The organism is Cryomorphaceae bacterium 1068 (assembly GCA_027214385.1).
Taxonomy (GTDB): domain Bacteria; phylum Bacteroidota; class Bacteroidia; order Flavobacteriales_D; family Cryomorphaceae; genus JAKVAV01.
The window spans coordinates 81,297-107,448 of record JAPVXR010000008.1; the positions used below are offsets into that span (position 1 = coordinate 81,297).

Annotated in this window: 21 protein-coding genes; 9 read left to right on the forward strand and 12 right to left on the reverse strand. The window is 43.8% G+C overall.

Features of this window, described 5'->3' with window-relative positions; all coding sequences use genetic code 11:
- Positions 1-29 precede the first annotated feature (29 nt).
- Positions 30-887 carry a carboxylating nicotinate-nucleotide diphosphorylase gene (gene nadC, locus O3Q51_11270; GenBank protein MCZ4409396.1) on the reverse strand — a complete coding sequence of 286 codons (858 nt, stop codon included), beginning with the start codon at positions 885-887 and terminating at the stop codon, positions 30-32.
- Between the two features lie 98 nt (positions 888-985).
- Between nadC and lhgO the strand changes: the two genes are divergently transcribed.
- Complete coding sequence (gene lhgO, locus O3Q51_11275) at positions 986-2,227, forward strand: L-2-hydroxyglutarate oxidase (GenBank protein ID MCZ4409397.1); 1,242 nt, start codon at positions 986-988, stop codon at positions 2,225-2,227.
- Here lhgO and O3Q51_11280 read toward each other — a convergent pair.
- Complete coding sequence (locus O3Q51_11280) at positions 2,215-2,763, reverse strand: hypothetical protein (GenBank protein ID MCZ4409398.1); 549 nt, start codon at positions 2,761-2,763, stop codon at positions 2,215-2,217. The two genes, lhgO and O3Q51_11280, sit on opposite strands and share 13 nt — an antisense overlap.
- Positions 2,764-2,940: 177 nt before the next feature.
- On the opposite strand from O3Q51_11280, the gene O3Q51_11285 reads away from it, so the two are divergent.
- The gene (locus O3Q51_11285) at positions 2,941-3,396 is read left to right on the forward strand and encodes a DUF983 domain-containing protein (protein MCZ4409399.1); all 456 of its coding nucleotides are present in this window, start codon (positions 2,941-2,943) and stop codon (positions 3,394-3,396) included.
- Positions 3,397-3,401: 5 nt separating this feature from the next.
- Here the strand turns inward: O3Q51_11285 and O3Q51_11290 are convergent, their stop codons facing one another.
- Both O3Q51_11290 and purB read right to left on the reverse strand, forming a co-directional pair.
- Positions 3,402-5,231, reverse strand: coding sequence for an ABC transporter ATP-binding protein (locus O3Q51_11290; protein MCZ4409400.1), 1,830 nt, complete (start codon positions 5,229-5,231; stop codon positions 3,402-3,404).
- On the reverse strand, positions 5,228-6,577 hold the full coding sequence (gene purB / locus O3Q51_11295; GenBank protein ID MCZ4409401.1) for an adenylosuccinate lyase: 1,350 nt from the start codon (positions 6,575-6,577) through the stop codon (positions 5,228-5,230). Before purB ends, O3Q51_11290 begins: the two co-directional genes overlap by 4 nt.
- Before the next feature lie 111 nt (positions 6,578-6,688).
- On the opposite strand from purB, the gene O3Q51_11300 reads away from it, so the two are divergent.
- Complete coding sequence (locus O3Q51_11300) at positions 6,689-7,168, forward strand: DUF456 domain-containing protein (GenBank protein ID MCZ4409402.1); 480 nt, start codon at positions 6,689-6,691, stop codon at positions 7,166-7,168.
- Here the strand turns inward: O3Q51_11300 and O3Q51_11305 are convergent.
- The 6 genes from O3Q51_11305 to O3Q51_11330 all read right to left on the reverse strand — a co-directional run bounded on the left by O3Q51_11305 (position 7,165) and on the right by O3Q51_11330 (position 15,648).
- Positions 7,165-7,683, reverse strand: a complete 519-nt coding sequence (locus O3Q51_11305) for a DUF6438 domain-containing protein (protein MCZ4409403.1) — start codon at positions 7,681-7,683, stop codon at positions 7,165-7,167. The genes O3Q51_11300 and O3Q51_11305 overlap by 4 nt on opposite strands.
- A complete protein-coding gene (yidC, locus tag O3Q51_11310; GenBank protein MCZ4409404.1) occupies positions 7,683-9,560 on the reverse strand; it encodes a membrane protein insertase YidC in 1,878 nt (625 codons plus the stop codon). The genes O3Q51_11305 and yidC overlap by 1 nt, the downstream gene beginning before the upstream one ends.
- A gap of 77 nt (positions 9,561-9,637) precedes the next feature.
- A complete protein-coding gene (locus O3Q51_11315) occupies positions 9,638-11,266 on the reverse strand; it encodes a CTP synthase (GenBank protein ID MCZ4409405.1) in 1,629 nt (542 codons plus the stop codon).
- A 133-nt stretch (positions 11,267-11,399) separates the two neighbouring features.
- On the reverse strand, positions 11,400-13,766 hold the full coding sequence (locus O3Q51_11320; protein MCZ4409406.1) for a TonB-dependent receptor: 2,367 nt from the start codon (positions 13,764-13,766) through the stop codon (positions 11,400-11,402).
- Positions 13,767-13,875: 109 nt separating this feature from the next.
- On the reverse strand, positions 13,876-14,877 hold the full coding sequence (gene holA / locus O3Q51_11325; GenBank protein ID MCZ4409407.1) for a DNA polymerase III subunit delta: 1,002 nt from the start codon (positions 14,875-14,877) through the stop codon (positions 13,876-13,878).
- Positions 14,878-15,648, reverse strand: coding sequence for an AMP nucleosidase (locus O3Q51_11330; protein MCZ4409408.1), 771 nt, complete (start codon positions 15,646-15,648; stop codon positions 14,878-14,880).
- 14 nt (positions 15,649-15,662) lie between these two features.
- On the opposite strand from O3Q51_11330, the gene O3Q51_11335 reads away from it, so the two are divergent.
- From O3Q51_11335 to O3Q51_11345, 3 genes are read left to right on the forward strand one after another with little or no spacing between them, the layout of a single operon-like run.
- Entirely contained in the window at positions 15,663-16,112 is a 450-nt protein-coding gene (locus tag O3Q51_11335) for a type I restriction enzyme HsdR N-terminal domain-containing protein (protein ID MCZ4409409.1), read from the forward strand.
- A gap of 18 nt (positions 16,113-16,130) precedes the next feature.
- A complete protein-coding gene (locus O3Q51_11340) occupies positions 16,131-18,317 on the forward strand; it encodes a S8 family peptidase (GenBank protein ID MCZ4409410.1) in 2,187 nt (728 codons plus the stop codon).
- Positions 18,318-18,351: 34 nt separating this feature from the next.
- The gene (locus O3Q51_11345; GenBank protein MCZ4409411.1) at positions 18,352-18,882 is read left to right on the forward strand and encodes a DUF5606 domain-containing protein; all 531 of its coding nucleotides are present in this window, start codon (positions 18,352-18,354) and stop codon (positions 18,880-18,882) included.
- A 6-nt stretch (positions 18,883-18,888) separates the two neighbouring features.
- Here O3Q51_11345 and murB read toward each other — a convergent pair whose 3' ends face one another.
- Positions 18,889-19,905 (reverse strand): UDP-N-acetylmuramate dehydrogenase, encoded by a 1,017-nt coding sequence (murB, locus tag O3Q51_11350; GenBank protein MCZ4409412.1) that lies wholly within the window; start codon positions 19,903-19,905, stop codon positions 18,889-18,891.
- A 65-nt stretch (positions 19,906-19,970) separates the two neighbouring features.
- Between murB and O3Q51_11355 the strand changes: the two genes are divergently transcribed.
- Positions 19,971-21,092 (forward strand): glycosyltransferase family 4 protein, encoded by a 1,122-nt coding sequence (locus O3Q51_11355; GenBank protein ID MCZ4409413.1) that lies wholly within the window; start codon positions 19,971-19,973, stop codon positions 21,090-21,092.
- On the forward strand, positions 21,085-22,197 hold the full coding sequence (locus O3Q51_11360; protein MCZ4409414.1) for a glycosyltransferase: 1,113 nt from the start codon (positions 21,085-21,087) through the stop codon (positions 22,195-22,197). The genes O3Q51_11355 and O3Q51_11360 overlap by 8 nt, the downstream gene beginning before the upstream one ends.
- Here the strand turns inward: O3Q51_11360 and O3Q51_11365 are convergent.
- Positions 22,178-22,870 (reverse strand): ATP-binding cassette domain-containing protein, encoded by a 693-nt coding sequence (locus O3Q51_11365; GenBank protein ID MCZ4409415.1) that lies wholly within the window; start codon positions 22,868-22,870, stop codon positions 22,178-22,180. The genes O3Q51_11360 and O3Q51_11365 overlap by 20 nt on opposite strands.
- A 182-nt stretch (positions 22,871-23,052) precedes the next feature.
- On the opposite strand from O3Q51_11365, the gene O3Q51_11370 reads away from it, so the two are divergent.
- Positions 23,053-26,151, forward strand: coding sequence for a tetratricopeptide repeat protein (locus tag O3Q51_11370; protein ID MCZ4409416.1), 3,099 nt, complete (start codon positions 23,053-23,055; stop codon positions 26,149-26,151).
- Position 26,152 lies beyond the last annotated feature (1 nt).

The window sequence follows — 26,152 nt, forward strand, 5'->3', positions numbered from 1 at the left end:
GGTAAAAAAGTGAGGGTAAAAGTTTTTACTTAATATGCCTTTAGGCTAATATCCAAACTACTAACGCTGTGGGTAAGCGCTCCCATAGATATAAAATCAACTCCACACTCGGCGTATTGTCGAACGTTTTCCATTGTTATTCCACCACTGGCCTCCGTTTCGATATTTTCAGGAATGATAGAAACTGCCTTTCTTAAATCGTTAAAACTGAAATTGTCCAACATGATTCGGTCGATTAATCCCACTCTGAGAATTTCGTCTACTTCTGTTAAGTCTCGTGCTTCGATTTCCAACTTGATGTCAAGGCCGTGGCTTTTTCGGTAGTCATCAGCGAGAGTGATCGCTGCTTCAATACCGCCTGCGTAGTCGATATGATTATCCTTAATCATCATCATATCATACAATCCGAATCGATGGTTTTCGCCACCACCGATTTGCACAGCAAGTTTTTCCAAAAAGCGGATTCCCGGAGTCGTTTTTCGAGTATCGAGAATTTTAGTGTCCAGTCCCGCTATTTTGTCCACGGTTTTTCGCGTAAGCGTGGCAATACCGCACATCCGCTGCACGCAATTCAATGCCAATCTCTCCGCCATCAAAATACTTCTGGCTTTTCCGCTTACGGTCATTACAACTGTTCCGGGCTCAACTGCTGTGCCGTCCGGTAATAAAGATTTCACTTGAAGATTGGGATCAATAAAGTAGAAAATCTGCTCTGCTATTCCCATGCCGGCAATAACGCCTCTCTCTTTGACAATCATCTTAGCTCTACCTACCGCTCCTTCCGGAATGCATGCCAAGCTAGTATGATCGCCTTCACCGATGTCTTCCTGTACCGCATTGCGGATAAACTCATCTATGGTCATATAAAAGGGCCATTTCGTTAACACAAAGGTGAGAATATTTTGCCGATAAGACGACGCGAGTAAATCATCGTTTGACTCAGCAATCGTTCGTTTCGATTAACTTTGTAGTAAAGTTTAAAAGCATGACTGAAGATCTAGTTTTTGATGTAGCCATTGTAGGTGGAGGAATAGTAGGGGCGGCGACTTTTTACAAAATGCAGCTTCGGCATCCTGATCTCAATATCGTATTGATAGAGAAGGAAAAAGAACTCGCAGATCACCAGACGGGAAATAATTCAGGAGTAATCCACTCAGGACTTTACTACAAGCCCGGGAGCCTAAAAGCGGAAAACTGTGTAAAAGGACGAAAAGAACTTGTGGCTTTCGCCGAAGAGCACAACGTACCTCATGATGTATGTGGAAAAGTGGTTGTAGCTGCAGATGAGAGCGAGCTACCCATGCTCGATAAAATTTTTGAGATCGGAAAACAAAACGGCATCGAGGGTATCGAGAAAATTACCGCGGAGCAAATCAAAGAACGAGAGCCATTCTGTGTAGGAATTGCGGGTATTTGGGTTCCGGTAACCGGAATTATCGATTATCGCGCAGCGACAGCCAAAATGGTTGAGTTGGCCTTGGCTACTAATCAAAGCTCCAAACTCGTTTTAGGAGAAGAGGTAACGGGCATAATGAAGGTGGGTGACCACGAGGAAGTGATAACTTCCGATTCAAAGTATAAAGCCAAGTATTTGGTTTTTTGCGGTGGCTTGCACGCTGACCGCTTAGCCAAGAAAGATCAAATCGATCTCAAAGAAAAAGTCGTTGGTTTTCGCGGAGATTACTACGAATTGACCGATCAGGCAAAGCATAAAATCAAGAATTTAATATATCCCGTACCGAATCCCGACTTTCCGTTTTTGGGCGTGCACTTCACCCGCATGACCAATGGTGAGATAGAATGTGGTCCCAACGCCGTATTCACTTTTAAACGAGAGGGTTATGGGAAAACCGATTTTAATTTACGCGATACTTTTGACGCCCTGACTTACGGAGGCACGTGGAAGCTCTTTTTTAAAAATATGAAGTTCGGGATTGATGAGTACCGACGTGCTTTTTCTAAGAAGCTTTTTCTCAAAACCCTTCAGCGCTTAGTGCCATCCCTCACTATGGACGATTTAAAGCCCGGGCGGTCAGGGGTGCGTGCGCTCTTATTGGGAACAGATGGAGATACCCGTGATGACTTTCGGATAGAGTATGGCAACAATAGTATTCACGTGCTGAATGCGCCTTCTCCGGCAGCGACAGCTGCTTTAGCAATAGGTGGCCAGATATGTGATATGGCCGAGGAAAAGTTTGGTCTGGAAAAGGTGAATCAGCCCGCCTGAACCACCTTGTATTTCTCTAATAGTGTATCCCAATTCCAAAGAAAAGTCTCCATGGCCTCTTTGAGTCGCTGAATAAAAATGGGATTCGGTGAATCCAAGGATTTGAAATACTTCTCTTGGTATTTATTCAACTCGTAACGGCAGAATACTGTTCGAGCCATCGCGTTTGTCACGCTCTTGCTCGGATGATTTTTACGCATCATTAACTTTCTGGTCTCGCTCACCATTTGAGCCAGCTTCATTTTGTCCGTTTCGTACAGTGCTGCAAATTTCTCTAGAATGTACTGAGTGATTCGACGATCTTGGCCGGACTCAAAGTAGCTCGGGATCGCCTGGAGGTTTCCAGCCAAAACGATTATGGTGAATGCTCCGCTATCTTCAGGGTCTAAATCAGGAGGAGACAGGAATTCAGGTGAATCGTTAATTAAGCCTACTACATCTTCAAAACCCTCATCGATCAATAGCTGCAATCCGTTAACGAAGATATTAGCTACTTTTTCTTCTGTAAGTTTTTTCTTCCCGAATAAGGTGATCATACAACTAAAACGGTTTTTTGATTCGAACCTATAATTAAACAAAATTAAAGGCAAAGAAGGGTAGATGTTGGGGGGTGGTCAATTCTATTATCAACAAAGTTTTCAACCTGAACCCACGGTGAATTGCGACTTTGGTCACCTCCATTCCTTTAATCCTCTCTATCTTTGCGCCTTCTTATGGGATTAAAAGGAACAAAACTGTACTCCATTTTTACATTTACTTGTCCGCGGTGTCAAGAGGGAAAGCTCTTTGAGACAAAAGCGACCTATGCCAGCGGGTTTACTAAGCTGAACAAGCGCTGTGACGTATGCGGAGAGAATTTCGAACGTGAACCCGGCTTCTATTTCGGAGCGGCTTACGTGAGCTATGCACTGACGGTTGCCCTCTGGGTCGCCCTCTATGTGGCATTAACGGTTTTCGATCTCATAGGAATCATGGAGTTCGATTTCTTCGATGATGGTTTCCTACTATTGATCTTGGGAATAATTCTCCTCGTGGCTCTTCTGCCTTTGCTTTATCGTATCTCCAGGGCAATTTGGATTAATTTTTTCGTGAAGTATCGGGAGGACGCAATCGAATTCAATCGCGAAAAAGAGGCCGAAAAGATGTCGCGCCGCAACAAAATCGACTAGACCACTTATTGGAAAGTCTGCATTTGGTGCAGTCTGTGGTATACTCCTTCTGCTTTAAGCAGTTCTTCATGGCTTCCCATTTCCGCAATATGCCCGCCTTCCAAAACCACAATTTTATCAGCGTGACGAATCGTCGATAGCCTGTGGGCAATGACCAATGAAGTTCTATTTTTCATCAGTTTATTTATTGCGTCTTGAACCAATCGTTCTGATTCTGTATCCAAGGCTGAAGTTGCCTCATCCAAGATCAGGAATGGTGGATTTTTTAAAACGGCCCGCGCAATGCTTATGCGTTGTTTTTGTCCGCCGCTGAGCTTATTTCCCGAGTCTCCCACGTTGGTGTCAAATCCATCCTCCAAGCGCTCGATAAATTCGTAAGCGTTAGCAATCTCGGCTGCCTGAATCAGCTCCTCTCGCGTTGCGTCCGGTTTTGACATGAGGATATTGTTCGCAATGGTATCGTTAAAAAGAATGGATTCCTGCGATACCACGCCAAACATGCCTCTGAGCTGAGTGAGTGAGATATGGCGGATGTCTATTCCGTCAATGCTGATAGCACCCTCGGTCACGTCGTAGAAGCGAGGAACCAAGTTGGCCAGTGTACTCTTCCCCCCACCTGAAGGGCCTACTAAAGCTACCGTCTCACCTTTCTTGATTTCCAGATTTACACCGCTCAAAACTTTCTCACTTCCGTATTGAAAGCCAACATTTTTAAGGATTACGTCCTCTTTGAATTCAGGATGATCTAACGGATTATCGGGCTCTTGAATTTTTTCTTCAGCATCTAAGACGTCATTGACGCGCTCCACCGAGGCAAGCCCTTTCTGAATCTTGAAATAAGCCTGACTGAAGGACTTCGCTGGTGTAATAATTTGCGAAAAGATAAGAATGAAGGTGATGAAGAATTCTCCTGTAAACCCGTTATCTCCTGCATCTAAAACCAGTTGACCGCCATAGTAGATAAGGATGGCCAAGGTGATGGAGCTGAGGATTTCGGTCAGGGGACTACCCAAATAGTGCTTTCGAAATAGCTTCACCATGAGCGTGAAAAACTCTTGATTCTTTCGGTCAAAGCGTGTTTGTGTTGCCTCCTGAGCGTTGAAGGCTTGAATAACACGCAATCCGCCGAGCGATTCTTCGAAAACGGAAAGTACCTCTCCCAATTTTGATTGACCACTTTTAGCTGCGCCCTTGAGCTTTCTACCAATGATGGAAATGAGGATTCCGCTGATTGGTAAAAGGACCAAGACAAAAAGAGTGAGCTTCCAGCTCATGAAGAACATGGTAGCGAGGTAGGTAACGATCAGAATGGGATCGCGAAAGACCATTTCCATCGAAGAGATGATTGAATTTTCGATTTCATTCACATCAGAGGTTACCCTCGAAATGATATCTCCTTTTCGCTCTTCGCTGTAATAACCGAGGTGTAATTTCAGAATCTTTCGGTGCATGGCTTCCCGCACATCTCTGATCACTCCGATGCGAATTGGTGCAAGGAAATACATCGTCATAAATCGAGTGATATTCTTCAGAAAGAAGATCACCACGATAAAGATGCAGAAGTAAACCAGAGCTGATTCAGGTCCGTTTTTTAGAATGAAAGCGCCAATTTGGTAATCAGCATACTGCAAAAACTGAGAAGATGTAAAGCCGAAGGCAGGTTCGGTCTCGGGGAGCGTGAGCTCTTCTGAACTGAAGAGGATAGTCAAAAAAGGTGCAACCGCGGCAAGTGAGAACAGCGAAAATATTGTAGCCAATACATTGAAAAACAAGTTTCCGACTACTTCGGACTTGTAATTTTTTAGGAGCTTCAGTATTTGAACGAAACCTTTCATTCTTGCACCAATTGGATGCCTAAATAGTTAAAAGGAGTAATTTCTTTCAATTCGTTTTTCACGTCATCGCTCACCTTCAATCTTTCGATAAACGCGTGCAAGCTGTCTCGGTTGATTGTTTCGTTAGTGCGTGTAAGGTCTCTCAATGCTTCGTAGGGCTTTTCATAACCCTCGCGCCGCAATATCGTTTGGATGGCCTCTGCCGCCACACTCCAATTTTGGTCTAAATCGGCTAGGAAGGCTTCTTCATTCAACAGGAGCTTCCCTAAGCCTTTCTTTAATGAGTGAAGTGCGACCAAGCTGTAGCCAAAAGGCATTCCGATATTTCGAAGTACTGTGCTATCTGTCAAGTCGCGTTGAAGTCGAGATATAGGGAGTTTTGCAGACAAGTGTTCCAAAACGGCATTTGCCAGCCCCAGATTGCCCTCGGCATTTTCGAAGTCAATCGGGTTTACTTTATGAGGCATTGCCGATGAGCCAACTTCACCTTTCTTAATCGATTGTTTAAAATAGTCCAGTGAAACGTATTGCCAGATGTCTCGACATAAATCTGTGAGTATGGTATTGATTCGTTTGAAAGCATCAAAGCGAGCTGCCAATTGATCATAGTGCTCAATCTGAGTGGTCGTTTGAAGTCGCTCAATTCCCAATCGATTCGTGAGAAATTCATTCGAAAACTTCACCCAATCAATTTCAGGAAAGGCTACAAAATGAGCATTGAAGTTTCCTGTAGCGCCACCGAATTTCCCACATACGGGAATGTTTTTTAGCCCCTCGGCTTGTGTTCTCAATCGCTCTACAAAAACCTGAATCTCTTTTCCCAATCGGGTAGGAGATGCGGGTTGACCGTGAGTGCGCGCCAGCATTGGAACGTCTTTCCAATCATTTGCTCTTAGGGAAAGTATTTCACAGACCTCCTCAAAAAGCGGAAGCCATACATCGTCAAAACATTCTTTGATCGACATAGGCACCGATGTGTTGTTGATGTCTTGTGAAGTGAGTCCAAAGTGAATAAACTCATTGTATTTCTGAAGCCCCAATTTCTCAAATGACTCTTTAATGAAATACTCCACGGCTTTCACGTCGTGGTTCGTCACCCGTTCGAAATCTTTTACTTTTTCGGCATCGGCCTCAGAAAAGTCTTGATAGATTTTTCTGATTTCGCTTTGAGATTCTTTAGGGAAATCTGCCAGCATGCTGATAGGTTGTTCCGTCAGTGCCAAAAAGTACTCGATCTCCACGCGGACGCGGTATTTGATCAAGGCGAATTCTGAAAAATATGGAATGAGGCTCGATGTCTTTGATGCGTATCTCCCATCGATGGGGGAGATGGCCGTAATGCTCATGTCGTTTGTATATGGAAAGCGCAAAAATCCACATTTTTTGGCAAACCAAAAAGTGCAGCTCCTTTTGCCCACTCGATGCTAAAAATGTAAGTTCGCATTAAACCTGATCTCATGGAAATCGCACTTGTCATTTTGAGTGGCTTGTTACTTTTAATCGGATTGCTTGGTGCAATCCTACCCATCCTTCCCGGGCCCATTATTTCTTGGGTGGGAATTTTGATTCTGCATTTCACAGATTATGCAGAATACTCTACCACTTTTTTGGTCGTTTCGGCAGCTATCGTGGCAGTCATTACCGTGTTGGATTATTTCATCCCGATCTGGGGTACCAAAAAATTCGGTGGAACCAAAGCTGGAGTCACAGGCTCTACCGTAGGATTGGTTGTTGGGTTATTTTTTCCTCCGTTGGGGCTGATTATCGGGCCTTTTGCGGGTGCTTTGATCGGAGAGATTCTAGCGAATCGAAAGGAGTTTAAGAAAGCCTTAAAAAGTGCTACTGGCTCGTTTCTGGGATTTCTGCTCGGAACAGGTCTTAAGCTAATTTACTGCGGTGTAATGATTTACTACTTCTTTGAAGCGGTTCTTGCCTAGCGAAGAGAATAAGGCTTCCAATCCCTCTCATTGAGCATGATACCCAAATTTTCGTGAAAGTCTTTTAGTACTTGAGGAACTCCCATGCGAGCCTTTACTCGGTGAGACTCATCGTTGAGCTGAATTTCAGAAATAGTCGAAGGTAGGTCAGTAACTCTGGGATCGTTGTATTCTGAATCCAAATTGAAGTAGTCAATGGAACTTGCCATGCCATAAATCTTTTCGAGATCAGCTTCGCTGAAGCGATAAGAGTAAAGCCCCATTTTTTCGGCAAAGTTTAAACCTTCGTAGGTTGCAAAGCCGCTTTGGTACACGTTGATTTTAAAAACCGGACACCTTCCGAAACAAGGTGTTCTTTCAAAGTGAACAGCTAAAGAATCTTTTGGAGCTGGTGGATCCATGATCACTACAACCGTATCGGGCACGCTCACTACTTGAGCGGAAGCAGCTTCTTTTTTTGAATTGCAGCTTATGCCAAAAAGCAGAACGAAAAAGAACAGGATGGAATACCTCATTAGTTTGGATTGATGCCTCTTTGTTTTGCCATGTCTTCCAATTTCTTTTGAAAACGAGACTTGCCCTTGTTGGCTTTTTTCTTCTTGTTCTCTTGGATTTTAGCGTGGATCTTATCCTCATCAATAAAGAAATTTTTGATCACCAACATTTGTGCAATAGAGAACATATTGGCCAAGAAATAATAGTAACTCAAACCAGATGCAAAGCTGTTGAAGAAGAAAAGCATCATGAAAGGGAATATGTACATGATCACCTTCATGTTCGGCATGCCCGGTTGGGTCTGCTGAGGCATTTGGTTGGTATTGTAAATCGTATAGAAGAACATACTCACTGCCATCAGGATGGTGAAAAGACTCACGTGATCGCCATAAGCCGGAATGGTAAATGGCAACGTGTAAATACTGTCATATGCCGAAAGGTCATCAGCCCAAAGGAATGGTTCATGGCGCAGCTGGATGCTCGATGGAAAGAACCTGAACATGGCATACAGGATCGGCATCTGAATAATCATCGGGATACACCCTGAGAACGGATTTACGCCCGTTTTGCGGTACAAGTCCATCGTGGCTTGCTGCTTTTTCATAGGGTCAGCATCCTTAAATTTCTCGTTGATCTCGTCTACTTCAGGCTTGATTACGCGCATCTTGGCGCTGCTCAGGTAGTTTTTGAAAGTCAGAGGAGAAAGCACCAATTTAATGATGATGGTCAAAATCAAGATGTTGATACCAAAAGAGAGTCCGGTGCGTTCGAGCCAATCAAAAATCGGAATAACCACCCATTTGTTCACCCACCCGAAAATTCCCCAACCGAGGTTGATGACCTTGTCAAGTTCCATCCCATACTCCTTCAGAACCTTGTAATCATTGGGCCCCATGTAGAGTTGGGCAGAAAATACAGTTGAAGCTGCAGTAGGGTCTACAGGGAATTCAGCACGATAAAATTGAGTGAAATCAGTGACCTCTTCTTCAAAAGGCTTACTAGCTAAGCTTACTCCTTGATTGAAAGTTCCGTTGGCAATAAGAATGGCCGAGAAGAAATGCTGCTTGAAAGCTACCCATTGAAGTTTCTCATCATCAATAATGTCGTCGTCGTCGCCTGTTTCAGATAGGTAGTCACGGCCTTCACCTTCAGCTTTGTAAAATATAGTAGAGTTATTCCGTTCAATATCGATTCCTTTCTCATTGTGTCTGGCAGTCATTTCCCAAACCAATTTGGGAGAAGTCACAACACCATCCACATCGTAAAAACGCGTTTCCATCCCGATGTCGTAGGCGTTTCCCGAAATCGTGTAGATGTTCTCAATCTTTCGTCCACCTTCCATTTCAAGTGTAAAGGTGATTTGATCTGAGTCTTCGCCGCTTATTGTTTTACTCCCTTCGCTTGCGGTGAAAAAGAAATTGGAGCTGTTCAAGTTACCCAGAGAAGGGTAGGTGAATTCATAGCCCATTTTTGCCGTCTCTTCATCAAAGAGAATGAGTGGCATGGAGTCGTATGTAGTATACTTGAGCAAATTGGCCTTTACAGGTACACCACCTTTATTGCTAAAAGTGATTTCCAATAAATCAGTCGTAACGGTTATCTCTTTGCTCGCTCCTTCCGAAGCTGCTGCCAAAACACCATAGCGGGCTTTTAGCTCGGCTCCCACTTCTGCTTTACTTGCAGAATCCAGAACTACCGTGTCGTTTACTATTTCATTTTCTATAAATGTCGAGGCCTCTGCTTCGTTCACTGCATCTTCTTCTGCTTGAAGCGCCGCTACACTATCAATGGCTCTTTGTTGAGCTGCTATTTCCTCATCACTCGGTTTAGTAAACAGGGAGTAGCCTACCAACAAGATAGCGATCAATACCAATCCGATTACGGAATTCTTATCCATTCAAAATAATTTAAGGCGACAAAGATAACCCCTTAAGCGGAGGTGACAAGAGAAAGAAAGTTAAGGGCTTAAAGGATTTATGCTTTCGCCAAAATCTTCTTTGATTCTACTGCAGCTTTTACAAAGCCTACAAAGAGTGGGTGCGGCTCGGCAACGGTACTCTTGTATTCGGGGTGAAACTGTACACCAACAAACCATGGATGCTCGGGTATCTCCACAATTTCTGCCAATCCACTCTCCGGATTTATTCCTGAAGCAATCATTCCGTTCGCTTCAAAATCTCCGAGATACTTATTGTTAAATTCATATCTATGTCTGTGACGCTCTGATATGAGTTCTTTACCATAAATCATGTGAGCCTTTGAGCCTGCCTTTAGTTTACATTCATAAGCTCCCAGGCGCATGGTGCCCCCTTTCGTGTCGAGGTCTTTTTGCTCATCCATTATATCGATAACGGGATCGCTGGCATTCTCATTGATTTCTGTTGTATGTGCGTTCTTAAGACCAAGAACGTTTCTGGCGAACTCGATCACCGCACATTGCATTCCAAGGCAAATCCCTAAGAACGGTAGGCCGTTTTCACGTGCATATCGAATGGCTTCAATTTTACCATCTATTCCTCGTTCACCAAATCCCGGTGCTACCAAAAGGCCTTGCAGCCCTGAAAGCTGATTTACCACGTTATCTGTGGTGATGTCTTCGCTGTGAAGCCAAACCAGCTCCACTTTCGCACCGTTTTCAGCGCCTGCGTGTATAAAGGATTCAACGATGGACTTGTAGGCATCTTTAAGCTCGATGTACTTTCCTACCAGTCCGATCTTAACTGAGTTTTTCGGATTCTTGTGTTGTTTTAAGAAGCGTCTCCAATGGGTGAGATCAGCACCTTTGGGGTCGGTTGAAAGTCCCAATTTTTCCATTACCACCCGGTCGAGTTCTTCTTCTTCCATTAGAATTGGAACGTCGTATATGGTCTTGGCATCAATGGATTCTATAACGGCATTAGGGTTTACGTTGCAGAACTGGGCAATCTTTTGACGTAAATCATCAGTCAATTCGTGTTCAGTTCTACAAACGAGAATGTCAGGTTGTACTCCGAGCTCTAAAAGGGCTTTAACACTGTGTTGCGTAGGTTTTGTTTTTAGCTCTCCAGCTGCCGCCAAATAGGGGACAAGAGTCAGGTGAACCACTACACAATCATTTCCCATTTGCCACTTGAGTTGTCTAACAGCCTCCACGTAGGGAAGGGATTCAATATCTCCGACTGTCCCGCCTATCTCAGTGATTACGAAGTCATAGTCATTCTCGTTTCCGAGAATCTGAATGCAGCGCTTAATTTCATCAGTAATGTGAGGGATAACCTGAACGGTCTTGCCCAAGAAGTCTCCTCTTCTTTCACGGTTGATCACGTTTTGGTAAATTCTACCTGTTGTGATGTTGTTTGCCTGAGAAGTATTGGTGTTCAAAAATCGTTCGTAATGTCCGAGGTCAAGATCTGTCTCAGCGCCGTCCTCCGTTACAAAACACTCTCCATGTTCGTATGGATTTAAGGTTCCCGGGTCAATGTTGATGTAGGGGTCGAGTTTTTGAATGGTAACGGAATAGCCTCTACCCTGAAGCAGCTTAGCCAAAGAGGCCGAAATAATTCCTTTCCCTAAAGATGAAGTAACCCCGCCAGTTACAAAGATGTATTTGGTCTTTTGACCCATGATCGCCGTGATTTATTAAGTGTAACTACGGGAAACAAAAGTAATATAATTGAGCAGGTCTCAAGGGGTAGATTCCGCTCAATTTCAAAAACTTTTACGAGGCAGGGGGCAATACTATTCCTGGTTTGAATCTTTAGAAAGAGTATAGAACTCCGAAACTAGGTAGAATCGGAAGCTGGTTCACTCGCTCACCTGTCACACGATCTACGAAGAAAATATTTTCACGATCGTAGGTATTCGTAACGCTGAAGCTCGTTTCCAAAGACGAATTCTCAGAAAACTTGAATGTTTTTTTCAACGTAAGATCCAGTCTGTGGTAATCTGGTAGTCTACCTTCATTCAAGCCTGCGTATTGAATTTGAGCTTCGTCACTGTTGGTCTGGGTGATATCAGTGTTCAATCCGTTCACCAAATTCTCTTGTAAGTAGAAACCTTGGTTTTGTGTGAATGGAAATCCACTTCCATAGTTCCATCTTCCATTAACTTCCCAATCGAGTCCTTTTCCGAATCGGTAAGAAGCTACCAGGTTGACATTGTAATTTCTGTCAAAAACAGGGTCGTAGGATCGCACTCCGTCCCATCTGTCCACGTTGGCTGCTGAGAATACTGTCCAGATGTAGACTTTTCGGCTTTCGTAGCCTACAGTTAAGTCCAATCCCACGGCAGTTCCTGTTTCTACAATAAAATCGTTTTTCAGGATATCCGGCACTGTAGGGTCTTGTGTTCGACTGCTGTAAATTTTGTTTCTGTTGATATTCGTAAGCTGAGTAAAGTCTTTGAAGTAACCTTCCAGATTGACGGAAATACGATCGGTTACATCGTACTCAATACCTGCGATGTAGTGAATGGCTGTTTGCAATGGATTTTTAACTTCTCTGGTACTTCCATCTTCCAAAGTGATCTCATCCTGAAGATCTTCAGGCCCTACTAAGAAACCGTAAAAAAGGTTGACTACATCACGGTCTGAGTTTGCCGAAATGATGTTTTGGGAAAACATTCCGAAGGCTGCTTTCAGTCGCAGATTTTCAGTCAGATTGTATTTTACTCCAAGTCTTGGCTCTGGTCTGAGAGTCCGAATAGAGGCATAATATTGCAACCTGAATCCTCCATCGAGGATTAAGTTGTTGATTTTCTTCTTATAAGTTACGTAACCCGCCAGTTCCGTGTTATTGTCGTTCTGCTCGATTCTTTGTCCCAAAGGATTAAAGAAGGAGAGTTCCGTCCCAAACCCTGAGATATCTATTCCGTATTTCAATGCGTCATCACCGAAGAAATACTTGAAATCGAGGAATAAGTTAAAGCTGTTGACCGCGCTGGTTCTCGGCTGGAGGAGTACTTCCTCTGTACCTTCTGAAATAGGGTTACTAGGCCCTGCGCTCTCCTCCAAGGTGATTTCATAACTACTGAAATTAAGCCCACCCTCCAATAAAGCGGCCGTAGAACTTGGCACCAATATAAAGTCAGCCCCTCCACCAAATGAGTTCCAGTTCAGGTTGCTGGTTTCCTGAAATTGCACTTCATCATTAAAGCTGAAACCGAATAAGTTGAATTTACTCCCATTGGCGGTATTAAAAGAGACCTTTCCGTAAAGGTCGGTGAAACTAAAAGGTAGCCCATCTTCATCGATGTAGCCGTACAGCAACTTAGAAGACTCATCCAAATAGGAGTGTTTTGCCGAAAGCAAAAAAGAAGAAGAAGACTTCCCATCATTGGTTTGCTTTTTAAGCGGCCCTTCAAAGAGTGCGTTGGCTGCAAATGTGCTAAAACCTACTTTTCCCGAATACCTTCTTTTGTTACCATCGCGGGTAGTTATGTCCATAATGGACGAAATTCTACCACCGTATTCTGCACCGAATCCACCAGTGTAGATATCGGCATTCTTGATTACCTCCGTATCAAAAACCGAAAAAAGCCCGATACTGTGGAAGGGGTTAAAAATTGTGGCGCCATCTAATAAAACTTTGTTCTGAATTGGCGATCCACCACGTATATAAAGCTGCCCTCCTTGGTCTCCGGTGAAGATGACACCAGGCAGCACTTGTAAGTACTGGGCTAAATCAGCCGTAGCACCAATAGTCGGAATCTGCTTGATTTGCTTTGGAGTAGCTTTCGTAACCGACATGGTGACGTTAGTTTGTCGTTCTTGCTTTTCAGCAGAAATTTCTACCGCTTGCATCTGAACACTGGATTTGGCTAAGAAAAGCTTCTGGGTCAAAATGTCTCCTGCTGTGACTCCTATTTTTTTTGAAAGTGTGTCATAACCCAAATAGGTAACCATGAGAGTGTACTGTCCTTCAGGAATTTGGGTGATGGAAAAATATCCATTTACATCCGTCGCAGCCCCTAACGATGTGCCTTTGAGGTAAACGTTGGTGAATATCACCGCCTCACCTGATTCTTCTTCATACACAAATCCACGGACCGTTCCGTTCTGTGCTTGAGCGAAGAGAGAAACAAAGGCAAAAATCAGTAGAAGAGAAAATCTGGTGGGATTCAACATTCGGGTGGTTTTTCTTAAAGTCGGCAAATGTAAACAATGTAAGCCTTGATCACAGTCAGGCAAGAAGTCAGAAATAGTCAGTGTTGGATTCCAAGGTTAAAAGCTTCAGTTAGACCCTCAAAATTCTGGAGACCATCTCATTCATAAGTTCCTTATGACGAGCTGTTGAATTTCCAAGACCTTTCATTTTGAGGTCAATGTCATGAAGGATTTCCATCACCTTCATCAGCTTGACTCTGGGGTAATTTACAGCAGCTTGCCTGTAATCTTTCACAAAGTATGGGTTTACGCCCATGGCTCTTGCCAGTTTTTGTGGATCGGCATGATTTTCGGCTCTATGGTAGCGAATGAGTTGAGTAAAGTACCTATAAAGACCATAAGTTACCGGAATCAAATGGTGTTCTTTCTCATTATTGGCAAAGTAATTTGCAATGTAAATCGCCCGAGCATTGTCTCTAAAACCAATTGCCTTTTGCAATTCGAAAATATTGAAATCCTTACTAATCCCTATGTGCTCCTGAATCAAGTCGGGCGTTATTTTTTCTCCACTTGCAACCAATTTAAGTCTTTGCAATGCTTTGTCGAGACTGATTAAATCTGCTCCAATATGTTCGCTGAGCAGCACAATCGCTCTAGGATCAATATCTAATTTCAGCAGCTTGCAATGATCATTGAGCCAAGATGAAACTTGGTCATCACGAAGTTTGGAGCTATTCATATAGGTTCCCTTGCTCTTGATGAGTTTGGTCATGCTATTTCGACCATCAAGTTTTTTTTCTTTGTAGCTAATGGCCAATATCGTGGTAGGGACGGGATTTTCCAAAAGAGTTTGAAGCGCCGATAAATCCTTCCAATTCTGAGCTTCCTTTACAATGACTACTTGATATTCTGCCATCATTGGAAATCTCTTTACAACAGGAATCAAATCCTCGGGAGAAATATCTCTTCCATAAAATACCGATTGATTGAACTCCCGCTCACCTTCATCCAAAACGTTGTTTTGGATGAAGTCAATCAATTTGTCGATATAAAATGACTCGTCACCATCGAAAAAGTAAAAAGGCGAATATTCCTTTTTACGCAGTGAAGTCATTATTTGGCTAAAGCTCATTTAGAATTTCAAGTGTTTTACGGCACGTCCTTCAGTTGCAATTTCCTTCATGGCACCTATACCGAGTTTTACGTGAGTGTCCACAAATGATTTACTCACCTTCAGGTCGCTGGCAGTGGTTTTAACCCCTTCGGGTACCATTGGTTGATCGGTAACTAAAAGAAAAGCACCTGTCGGAATTTTATTGGAAAATCCTGCCACAAAAATAGTTGCTGTTTCCATGTCAATGGCCATGCAGCGCGTTTTTCTCAGATACTTTTTAAACTTGTCATCGTGCTCCCACACTCGACGGTTTGTAGTATAGACAGTTCCGGTCCAGTAGTCGTGGCCCATATCTCTGATGGTGGATGAAATAGCTCGTTGGAGCATAAATGAAGGGAGTGCAGGTACTTCTTTCGGGAGGTAATCGTGGCTGGTTCCCTCACCGCGAATTGCTGCAATGGGCAAGATAAAATCACCCACGGCATTTTTTTTCTTCAACCCTCCGCATTTTCCCAGAAAGAGAACTGCCTTTGGCTTGATGGCACTTAACAGATCCATGATGGTGGCGGCGTTCGCGCTTCCCATTCCGAAATTGATAATGCTAAGGTTGGCACTATGGGCACTGGGCATAGCTTTGTCCTTTCCCTGAACTTCAACTCCTTGAATTTCAGCAAAACGATCCACGTAATCGTTAAAGTTGGTGAGGAGAATGTACTCGCGAAAATCTTCCAAAGCTACCCCGGTATAACGGGGTAGCCAATTGTCTACTATTTCTTTTTTAGTTTTCATGCTATGTTTGTTTGATGCAACCGCTCAATCTTCCGCCCTATCCTTTTCAAATATTTAAGGAGGGCGAAAAGTATAAAATCCTAGACCCGATCCGAAAGAAAAGGCTGGTATTAACACCCGAAGAATGGGTGAGGCAGCATATAGTTATGTATTTGATTAAAGAGAAAAGTTTTCCTTCAGGGTTATTAAAGATGGAAACAGGAATTAAACATAACCAACGATTCGGGCGAACGGACGCACTATTCTTAAATCGGGACGGAAACCCGCTGGTGCTCATTGAGTGCAAGGCGCCAGACGTCAAAATCAATGCGGAAACCTTCCATCAAGTGGCGCGTTACAATAGTGCTATCGAGTCGCCTTATGTGATTATGACCAACGGATTGGAGCATATGGTTATTCACTTAGCGATCCAAGAAAGACGAATCTTGTCTTTGACGGATTTACCTGACTATAAATACCTTTAAACTAAATTGACTGATTCCATGAAATATTTTGTACTTCCTTTTCTGCTTCTAGGATTGGCGCTTCACGCGCAAAACCGAGAGAACTTTAATATTGAATTGAGATCTGCACTTAAAACGATGGATCCTTCAAAAGAATTACATCTCTATGTTCGAGGTGATCTCGGCGAAATTACATCCTACATTCGAGAGAATGGCGGAGTAATTAAAGGAGTTGTTGGAAATATCGCTTCAGTGAGAATTCCTGCCGGAAATATGGAAGCACTCCGCACCGCGGAGTACATTGATTTCATTGAATTCTCATTGTCGAAGCCACAAATGCTGGCTGATGTGATGATTACCAATAACAATATCCACCCCATACATGCAGGTGCAGAACCCCTGCCACAGGCCTATTTGGGAGAGGATGTTATTATAGGAATGATTGACTCGGGAATTGAGTTGGATCATCCCGACTTTCAAAATGAAGATGGAACTACCAGAGTCATATCCCTATGGGATCATACACAGGATGAGGTAGATCCCTTCAGAGTTCCTGAACCATATGGCTATGGACAGGAATGGAATGCAGAAGACATAAACGAAGACATTGATGGTCACGACGATCAATCTCAATGGTTTGGACATGGTTCTACGGTGACAGGTGTGGCTACGGGTAACGCGAATGCCACCGGCAACTTTATTGGAGTCGCACCCCTTGCAGATATTATTGTTGTTTCTTCAGATTTTTCCAGAGAAAATTGGAAGTCCTCCATTGCAGATGCGGTCGCTTTCATCTTCAATAAGGCCGATGAATTTGGTAAACCAGTCGTGATAAACGCAAGCTTGGGTGACTACTACGGATCTCACGACGGATTGGATGGAGCCGCATTGTTTATCGATGAGCTTTTGGAAGAGCAATCGGGAAGGGTGATGGTATCAGCAGCAGGAAATAGCAACAATTTTGCGCCATATCACTTGGCCTATGAGGTGCCCGAGAATGACACGGCTTTCACTTGGTTTTCTTACAATACTTCTTCCGTAATCGGTGAGCCTGCAGTTTTCTTTGAACTCTGGGCTGATTCGGAAGACTTTGGCGAAACCTTTTACACCATAGGTGCTGATTTGGCTGAGCCTTCCTATTCTTTTGAGGGGTATGCCCAGTGGAGAACCGTTGAAGCCAATCTTGATCAGCTCATAACTGACACTATTTTTCAAAACGGCAATATTCTGGGAATAGTAGATACTTGGTGCGGTCAACGTGGAGATCAGTACTTGGTTCAAGTAGCGGTAAGAGAAGCTTTCAGCGATCAATACAAATGGAGGTTTGCGACGACGGGAGGTGGGACTTTCGATGTCTGGAGTTATGCTCCTTTCGGAACATCTGAAATTGAAAGTCAAGATTTGCCCAATCAAGGTGAGTATCCCGACATGGTCAATTATCAATTGCCCGATAAGTTCAAGACCACTGTAGACTCTTGGACCTGTTCGGAAAAAGTAATAACCGTTGCTAACTACACCAATCGAAACGAATACGTAAATGTTTTGGGGGAAATCACTTTTATCCCGGACATTGTGCCCCTCGATATCGCTGTGAACTCTAGTCAGGGCCCTACGAGAGATAATCGGCAAAAGCCTGATATTACTGCTTCAGGTGATTTTACTTTGTCGGCTGGGCGCTTGGCCAACTTGGCTTCATTGATAGCCAATAATCCCGATAGAGTGGCGGAAGGCGGATGGCATTACCGCAATGGCGGAACTTCAATGGCATCGCCGGTGGTGGCAGGTATTTCGGCGCTTTACCTCGATCGTGACCCTGATGCAAATTATGAAACCATAAAAACTGCCATTATCGAAAACGCTTTGGCTGATGAGTTTACAGGCGAACTTCCCAATTTGCGTTGGGGCTTCGGGAAACTAAATGGCTTTGCCACGTTAACGGTGCCTTTTGGTGTGACTTCATCTGAGTTTGTCGCTGCAAACGGAACAATAAAGATCTACCCCAATCCCACCAGAGGTGATTTGAACATTGTAAATGATAAGGGTAATCTTGTCTCCTTAAATCTTTACGACCTCTCAGGAAGGCTGGTTAAGTCTATCAATCTGAATGGAAGTGCAGGAGGAACAATCAATATTTCTCTCCAAGATATCGCCGATGGAGTTTACATTGTGCAAGCACTCCAAGATAACGGTCAATTGCTTTCGTCTAAATTGATGATTGAAAAGTAATTCTTTAGATTTGCGCCCTTCCTAAAAGTAAAGAATGGATTTGTCTCAAATATTGTCAATCGCGGGAAAACCCGGCCTCTTCAAGATTTTAAACCAGTCACGTGGTGGCGTAGTGGTTACTTCGCTAAACGATGGAAAGAAGATGGTTATCGGTCAAACGCAACGCGTGAGTACCTTGAGTGATATTTCCATTTATACTCTCGAAGGCGATGAGCCGTTGGCCAATATCTTTGAGAAGATGAAGAAACAGTCGGGTGGAAAAGAAGTCGAAGTAGAGTTTAAAGACCCGGATGCTTTGCGCGAATATTTCTTCAGAATTTTTCCGGAGCACGATGAAGACCGAGTCTATCCTTCAGATATCAAGAAGATGATCAAGTGGTTTAATCTTCTTTTAGAGAAGGGACTTCTTGATTCTGTTGAGGGAGAAAAAGAAGAAGAGACTGCATCAGAGGAAGTTGAGGCGAAAGAGGAAGCTCCCAAAGCTGAGGCGAATAAAGCTGCAGATAAACCAAAGGCTGAAAAGAAGCCCAAAGCGAAACCTGCGAAAAAGGAGAAAGAAGAGTAGACCAGCTCAAATAATATTTACTTCCCTCTCCAGCTCAACTCCGAATTTCTTTTTAACATCTTCGAGTATTTCCGTTGAGAGATCATAAATCTCTTTTCCTGTAGCACCTCCGTGATTTACGAGAACCAAAGCCTGTTTGGCGTGAACGCCGTAGTTTTCGCGAAGAAATCCCTTCCAACCTGATTTTTCGATTAACCAGCCGGCAGCCAATTTGAACTTCCCTTCAGCAGAAGGGTAAAAAGGCATCGAAGGATTTTGTTCTACGAGTCTTTGATATACCGCCTCGGTCACGATAGGATTCTTGAAAAAACTGCCGGCGTTGCCGATCACTTTCGGATCAGGCAGCTTCGAACTGCGAATGTTGATCACTGCTTGGCTCACATCTGCAATGTTCGGCTCGTGTATTCCTAACGAGTTCAATTCGCCCTGAATGGCTCCATATGAGGTGTTGAGTTGAGGTTGTTTGAATAAGCGAAAGGTTACAGAAACAATAATGTACTTGTTCTTGAGTCGCCTTTTGAAAACGCTTTCGCGGTAACCGAATTGACAAGCTTCGGCATCGAACTTTTCTGTTTTGAGCGTTTCCAAATTGAAAGCCTCCAATTCGTGAAAGCGGTCTTTTACTTCTACGCCGTAAGCGCCTATGTTTTGCATTGGGCTGGCGCCAACATTACCGGGAATTAGCGAAAGATTTTCCAATCCTGCCCAACCATTTTCTATGCAGTGCATGACGAATTCATGCCAATTTTCGCCTGCTCCTGAGTTGACGTAGAAGTGCTTATCATCTTCATTCACTAGCTCTATTCCGGGCACTTCGTTTTTCAAAACCAATCCATCAAAATCCGAGGTAAGCAAGAGATTGCTTCCTCCGCCCAAGATGAGGAGGGGCATCGCTTTGAGCTCTTCATTCTTGAAGATTTCCTTCAAATCTGCAGATGAAGAGAAGCGAACCATCTTGGCTGCTTTGACCTCAATTCCAAATGTGTTGTACGCTTTGAGCGAAGCATTTTCCAAAATCTCCATAGGACAAGTTTGGCACAAAACTAAACTGAAATCCGGTTCGGGCGACTTCACTACTTTTGGCAATCGTGAAAAAGAGAATAATCGTATCCGTTAGCAATGATCTGGCCACCGACCAACGGGTGCGCAAGCAATGTGAAGAGCTTTGGAAAGCGGGCTACGACATTTTGCTCCTGGGCAGACTTTTGCCAGGCAGTCCCTATTTCGAGCGGCCGTATAAAACACAACGGGTGAAACTCCCCTTCAATAAGGGAGCACTCTTTTATGCTTCTCTGAATATTTATCTCTTTTTCAAGATTCTTTTTTCTCGGGCGGATATCCTTTGGGCCAATGATTTGGATACACTTCCGGCCAATTGGCTGGTATCATTGATGAAAGGTAAGCGCCTCGTCTACGATTCGCATGAGTATTTCACAGAAGTGCCCGAAATTCAGCACAAACCAAGAGTGAAAAGTTTGTGGAAGTTTTTTGAGAAAAAGTGTATTCGTCGTACTGATTTGGTAATCACCGTGAGCCCGTCTATTGCAGATTTACTGAAGAAGACCTACCAACTCGACGAAGTACTGATTGTGCGCAATGTACCCTTGGGGTCAACAAAGTTGCCAAAAGCAACTAAAACGGATCTTGGTCTTGATGAAAATCGATTTCTACTCTTGCTGCAAGGCGGCGGTATCAACGTGAATCGGGGAGGAGAGGAGCTGGTGGAAGCCATGCGCCATATCGAAAAGGCCGACTTGGTCATTGTAGGCGGCGGCGATGCCATGCCCGAATTGAAAAGAATATCCGCAGAATTTGAGCTTAGGGACAAAGTCTGTTTCCTGCCCAGAATGCCTTACGAGGCCATGATGCGCTATACTTCTGCCGCCGATTTAGGGTTTTCCTTAGATAAAGATGGAAATCTGAACTATCGATTTAGCTTGCCCAATAAAGTATTCGATTATGCTATGGCGGGCTTACCTATGATCACTTCAGATCTTCCTGAGGTAGCCGCCTTCGTCCGAAGGAACGAAATTGGTGTGGTTCTCACTGAAGTGACGCCGCAAAAGATTGCTTTACAGGTGAATATGTTGGTGGAAAATCCGGTTGAGTTGAGTAGATTAAAATTGAATGCATCTAAGATGTCTGCTGAGTTATCTTGGGAGAATGAATTTGCTCCTGTGTTGACTAAAATCAAAACAAACAATGCCTGAGGGAATCCATATCGTTTCATTCGACGTTCCTTTCCCGCCCGATTATGGCGGGGTTATAGATGTATACTACAAGGCAAAAGCTTTGGCCGATCTTGGAATCAAAGTGAAGCTTCACTGCTTTGCTTACGGTCGAAGCAAGCAGTCTGCCGTGGCGAAAGATTTTGATGAAGTGATATACTATGAGCGCAAACTTAGCGCAGGAGCAATGCTTTCTAAAACTCCTTTTATCGTGAAGACCAGGAAGAGTCAAGAGCTTCTCGATAATCTACTCAAAAACGATTGGCCAATCTTGTTTGAAGGTCTGCATACGTGTGCTTGGTTGGATCATCCAAAGCTGAAAGATCGATTCAAAATCGTGAGAACACACAATATTGAGCACGACTATTATGCGCGATTGGGACGATCAGAAAAAAGTGTTTTTCGAAAGCAGTATTTCAAGGCGGAAGCCAAGAAACTTCGAGCATTTGAGAAAGTGCTGACTAAAAACCAAAAAATACTTGCCATCAGTCAAGGTGATCAGGCTTATTTTGAGAAAAAATACGGGAAGACAGATTTAATTTATCCCTTTCATCCCGAGTTTGTGATGCCTCGAAAGGGCAAAGGCGATTATGCTTTTTATCACGGTAAGCTTGAAGTATCAGAGAATCAGGAAGCGCTTGATTTTTTGGTGAACAAAGTTTTCTCGCAGTCAAAGATTCCCTTGGTGGTAGCGGGAAAAGGGAGCGAAAAGGACGTTGCGCCATTTCGTAACTCAGGTGCAAATGTCACCTACCACCTCAATCCAAATGCTAAAGAAATGAAGAGTCTTTCGCAGGAAGCAGGTGTTCATGTTTTGCCCACATTCCAGACTACCGGATTCAAATTGAAATTACTGTACTCACTTCAAAATGAGGTAGAAGTCATTGTGAATGAAGCGATGGTAAAGAATACAGGTTTGGAAAATTTAGTCACGAAAGTGAAAACCCCCGAGCAGTTTAGAAAAGCGATTAAGAAAGCATTAATAAGCCCGCTATCTGAAACGAAAATCAAAAAGAGGAAGGAATTATTAGAGCTTCATTATTCCAATTCTCAGCAAGCGAAAAGAATTATAGACTTGCTTGACTGACCTTTTCTTCGGTTACCGAATTCCCTTCACAACGAATCACTCGCGAAGAGAATTTCTTCATGTGCACATAGTCGTGAGTGGCCATTAAGACTGCTCTTCCCGATTTTGAAATCGTGTTGAGCAAATTCAAAATCTCTTCAGTGGTGTTGGGATCTAGATTTCCCGTGGGTTCGTCGGCCAGAATTAGGTCGGGATCATTGAGCAAAGCTCGAGCAATGGCTACTCTTTGCTGCTCACCACCTGAAAGTTCGTGTGGCATTTTGTAGCCTTTATTTCCCAGGCCTACCTTCTCGAGCACTTCTTGCATACGTTCGCTCATCTCCATTTTGTTCTTCCATCCGGTGGCTTTCAAGACAAAAAGCAGATTATCATTGACAGAGCGATCTGTTAAAAGTTCAAAATCTTGAAAAACGATTCCCAGCTTTCGTCGGAGATATGGTACCTGAGATCGCTTCATTTTTTTCAAATCAAACTCACCGACAAATCCCTCGCCTTCTGTTAAGGGCAAAGCACCGTAAAGGGTCTTGAGCAAGCTGCTTTTACCCGTTCCCGTTTTTCCGATAAGGTACACGAAGTCCCCCTTGTCCAGCTGAATGTTGACATCAGAAAGCACGAGGTGGTCGCCTTGAAATATTTTGGCATCCTTTATTTCGACGATGGTATCTAAGGCCATGGAGATGAATTTTGGGTAAAGCTATAATAATTTGGCGTGTCGATTGGCGTTAAAGCTGCTATTCAATGTTAGATTTTCTCGGCTATTCTTCACATTTCCGAGTTCAAAACTTTAGATCGCAAACCCTCATAAACCCTGCTATACGACGTTACCTTTACTTGTTCTAAACTGACTATTCCATTATGCCAAAGGTGTCGCCGGCAAGAAGTCTGCTATTCGTTTTTATGAGCCTCTTTCTGGGCTCTTCTTTTGCTCAACAAACCGAGAAATACCGTTCTGACTTGCTGCCTTATTACGAGGCATTAGCTTTGATGGAGCGCAGTCACTACGAGCCTGCGCGCAAGGGTTTTGAGGATTTTCTCGGTTCTGATGAAGTTGATCATGGTGAATTCAAAGTCAACGCGTTATACTACCGTGCAAAATCTGCCATGCAGCTCTTCCACAAGGATGCCGAATTTTTTATGGAGGAGTTTGTTCTCGGTCACCCGGAGAGTATTTGGTACCAAACGGCAGTGCTCGATTTGGGTCGATACAATTTTAACCGCCGCGATTACGACGATGCTATACGTTGGTTGAAGGAATTGGATCAGCGCGATCTTGATGCCACCACTGCCGAAGAGGTTGAGTTTAAAATTGGCTTCGCGGCTTTCGAATTGGAAGATTACGAGCAAGCCAAGAAGTCTTTTTACAGGTTGAAGGATAGCGAGAGTGTTTATGCGGGTCCTACCAATTACTACTACGGACACATTGCTTACACGGAGGGGAATTACCAAACCGCTCTTGAGTCATTTAAGAAGGCAGAATCTGATGAAAATTTCGCGAAGGTGGTTCCTTACTACGTCGCTCAGATTTACCACTACCAGGAAAAGTACGATGAGCTTATAGAATACGCTACACCACTTCTGGAGCAGGATGATGTTCAGCGAGGTGAGGAGATGGCATTGCTGGTTGGGAATGCCTATTACTCGAAAGAGCAATATGCAGAAGCGGTTCCATTTCTGGAAAAGTATATGGCTTCAACATACAATCCCGCTCCTGAGGATTCTTACCGTATGGGTTATTCTTATTACCGAACGGGTGATTTCGAAAAAGCCATCGATTACTTCACGAAGGCTTCTAAAGAAGACAATGCCTTGGGTCAGATTGCGACATACCAATTGGCAGACTCTTACCTCCAATTAGATCAGAAGAAATACGCGCAAAACGCGTTCAAGCTGGCTTCCAAGAAATTTTATGACCCTGAAGTGACAGAAGATGCACTCTTCAATTATGCTAAATTGGCCTACGAGTTGAGCTACGATCCATTTCACGAAGCAATTATTGCTTTCGAGCAGTATTTGGAGACCTATCCCAATTCAGATCGGAAAGACGAGGCTTTTGAGTTTTTGCTCAAGGTACACTTGGCCACTAAGAATTACTCTGCTGCCCTTGACGCATTGGACAAGATCAAAACGCTCGACCCAATTCAAAAAGAGCATTATCAACTCTCTGCTTACAATCTAGGTGTGGAGAATATGAACAAGAAAAACCACGAGGAAGCACTGAAGTACTTTGCCATGTCAAAGAAGTTCAATGTGAATCCGCAAGTGAGTGCATTGGCCGAATATTGGAAAGGAGATATCGCTTACCGCGAATCGGAGTACGACGATGCCATTGCGGCTTACCGAACGTTTCTAAACAATCCATCAGCTTATGGTACGGAATATTACAACTTGGCCAATTACAACATCGGTTACTGCGCCTTCAAAAGCGGAGATTACGATGTTTCACTTGTGGCCTTTCGTAAATATGTGTCTGCATCGGGTATCGACGATAAGCGAAAGAATGATGCCTACTTGCGAATCGGAGACTTGCACTTGGTCAACAAAAACTACAAAGAGGCGATTGAGAGTTATGACTTGGCTGTAGGTGCTAAAGAGGTCAATGTTGATTACGCACTCTTTCAGCAGGCTATGGCAGAAGGCTACGCCGATAATTTTGACGGAAAGACTCAGAAGCTAAGAGAGTTATTGACGTCTTTTCCTCAGACCAGCTTAGCATCTGTGGCAAATTTTGAGCTTGGTACAGCTTACTTTATGCAGGATAAGCTGAATCCGGCATTGGATGCCTTTAATACGGTCGTTGAGGATTATGCTCAGTCGCCATACCGCAAGCGGGCCTTGCTGCAACGAGGTTTGGTACAGTACCGCCTTGGTAAGTACGATGATGCCATCGCGACCTATGAAGAAGTCGTAGCAGATTACGGAGTTGACTCAGAATCGCAGGAGGCAATTGCCACTTTAAAAAATATTTATCTTGATTTGGGCCGAATCGATGACTTTACCGCTTGGCTTGATGAAGTTCCGGATTACGAAGTTTCACCGATGGAAATCGACAGCCTGACATACCAAGCTGCAGAAAACCTTGTGGCCGATGGTGATTGTGATCAAGCGATTACCTCTTTTGAAAAGTACCTGATTAAATTCCCCAAAGGCCTTTTTGCAACGAACTCAAATTACTATTTGGCCGATTGTTCTTACCGTAAAAATGATTACTCCAAAGCTCTCAGCGGTTTTGAATACGTGGTGCAGCAGCCGGTAGGTCAGTTTACGGAGCCATCTCTCTTGGGTGCAGCAAATATTCGCTTTAAGCAAAATGACTACGAAGAGGCTCTGGGCCACTTCCGAGCCTTGGAAGGTGTTGCTGAATTTTCGGTGAATGTGTTGAGGGCGCAAACCGGTCAGATGCGAACGAACTATCAGCTTGGTAATTATGAAGATGCGGTGGTAGCTATCGAGAAAGTTCTCAGCAATGAAAATGTGACGAATGAACTAAAAGTAGAGGCCAGGTTAAACCGTGCGAGAATCAACTTTACCGAAAGAAAGTACGATGAGGCAGAGCCCGATTACCAGTGGCTGGCGGCCAAGAAAGCTACGGAAGCAGGAGCTGAATCCAAGTTCCGCTTGGCGCAAATAGCATACACCCGCGAAGAATTGGACAAGGCAGAAGCGATGGTTTTTGAATTGATAAAGGAGTTCCCTGCTTCAGATTACTGGAAAGTGAAATCGTTTATTCTCCTGGCAGATGTGTATGCAGCGCGCGACGATTTCTTTCAGGCAAAAGCTACGCTGCAGAGCGTGATTGACAACGTCACTACTCCGGCGCTGGTCAAAGAAGCTGAGGCTAAGTTGGACTTGATCCTTCAAAAGGAAAATGAATTTATCTCGGCTGGTGATACGATTGCTGCTCCAGATACTCTGGATTACGAAGACGAGTACCGCGAACTAATCAAAGAAGATTGAT

Bases quoted from the DNA above. Each gene is read 5' to 3' on its own strand.
- lhgO (MCZ4409397.1), top strand. From the start codon at position 986: ATGACTGAAGATCTAGTTTTTGATGTAGCCATTGTAGGTGGAGGAATA.
- O3Q51_11280 (MCZ4409398.1), bottom strand. From the start codon at position 2,763: ATGATCACCTTATTCGGGAAGAAAAAACTTACAGAAGAAAAAGTAGCT.
- O3Q51_11285 (MCZ4409399.1), top strand. From the start codon at position 2,941: ATGGGATTAAAAGGAACAAAACTGTACTCCATTTTTACATTTACTTGT.
- O3Q51_11290 (MCZ4409400.1), bottom strand. From the start codon at position 5,231: ATGAAAGGTTTCGTTCAAATACTGAAGCTCCTAAAAAATTACAAGTCC.
- purB (MCZ4409401.1), bottom strand. From the start codon at position 6,577: ATGAGCATTACGGCCATCTCCCCCATCGATGGGAGATACGCATCAAAG.
- O3Q51_11300 (MCZ4409402.1), top strand. From the start codon at position 6,689: ATGGAAATCGCACTTGTCATTTTGAGTGGCTTGTTACTTTTAATCGGA.
- O3Q51_11305 (MCZ4409403.1), bottom strand. From the start codon at position 7,683: ATGAGGTATTCCATCCTGTTCTTTTTCGTTCTGCTTTTTGGCATAAGC.
- yidC (MCZ4409404.1), bottom strand. From the start codon at position 9,560: ATGGATAAGAATTCCGTAATCGGATTGGTATTGATCGCTATCTTGTTG.
- O3Q51_11315 (MCZ4409405.1), bottom strand. From the start codon at position 11,266: ATGGGTCAAAAGACCAAATACATCTTTGTAACTGGCGGGGTTACTTCA.
- O3Q51_11320 (MCZ4409406.1), bottom strand. From the start codon at position 13,766: ATGTTGAATCCCACCAGATTTTCTCTTCTACTGATTTTTGCCTTTGTT.
- holA (MCZ4409407.1), bottom strand. From the start codon at position 14,877: ATGAGCTTTAGCCAAATAATGACTTCACTGCGTAAAAAGGAATATTCG.
- O3Q51_11330 (MCZ4409408.1), bottom strand. From the start codon at position 15,648: ATGAAAACTAAAAAAGAAATAGTAGACAATTGGCTACCCCGTTATACC.
- O3Q51_11335 (MCZ4409409.1), top strand. From the start codon at position 15,663: ATGCAACCGCTCAATCTTCCGCCCTATCCTTTTCAAATATTTAAGGAG.
- O3Q51_11340 (MCZ4409410.1), top strand. From the start codon at position 16,131: ATGAAATATTTTGTACTTCCTTTTCTGCTTCTAGGATTGGCGCTTCAC.
- O3Q51_11345 (MCZ4409411.1), top strand. From the start codon at position 18,352: ATGGATTTGTCTCAAATATTGTCAATCGCGGGAAAACCCGGCCTCTTC.
- murB (MCZ4409412.1), bottom strand. From the start codon at position 19,905: ATGGAGATTTTGGAAAATGCTTCGCTCAAAGCGTACAACACATTTGGA.
- O3Q51_11360 (MCZ4409414.1), top strand. From the start codon at position 21,085: ATGCCTGAGGGAATCCATATCGTTTCATTCGACGTTCCTTTCCCGCCC.
- O3Q51_11365 (MCZ4409415.1), bottom strand. From the start codon at position 22,870: ATGGCCTTAGATACCATCGTCGAAATAAAGGATGCCAAAATATTTCAA.
- O3Q51_11370 (MCZ4409416.1), top strand. From the start codon at position 23,053: ATGCCAAAGGTGTCGCCGGCAAGAAGTCTGCTATTCGTTTTTATGAGC.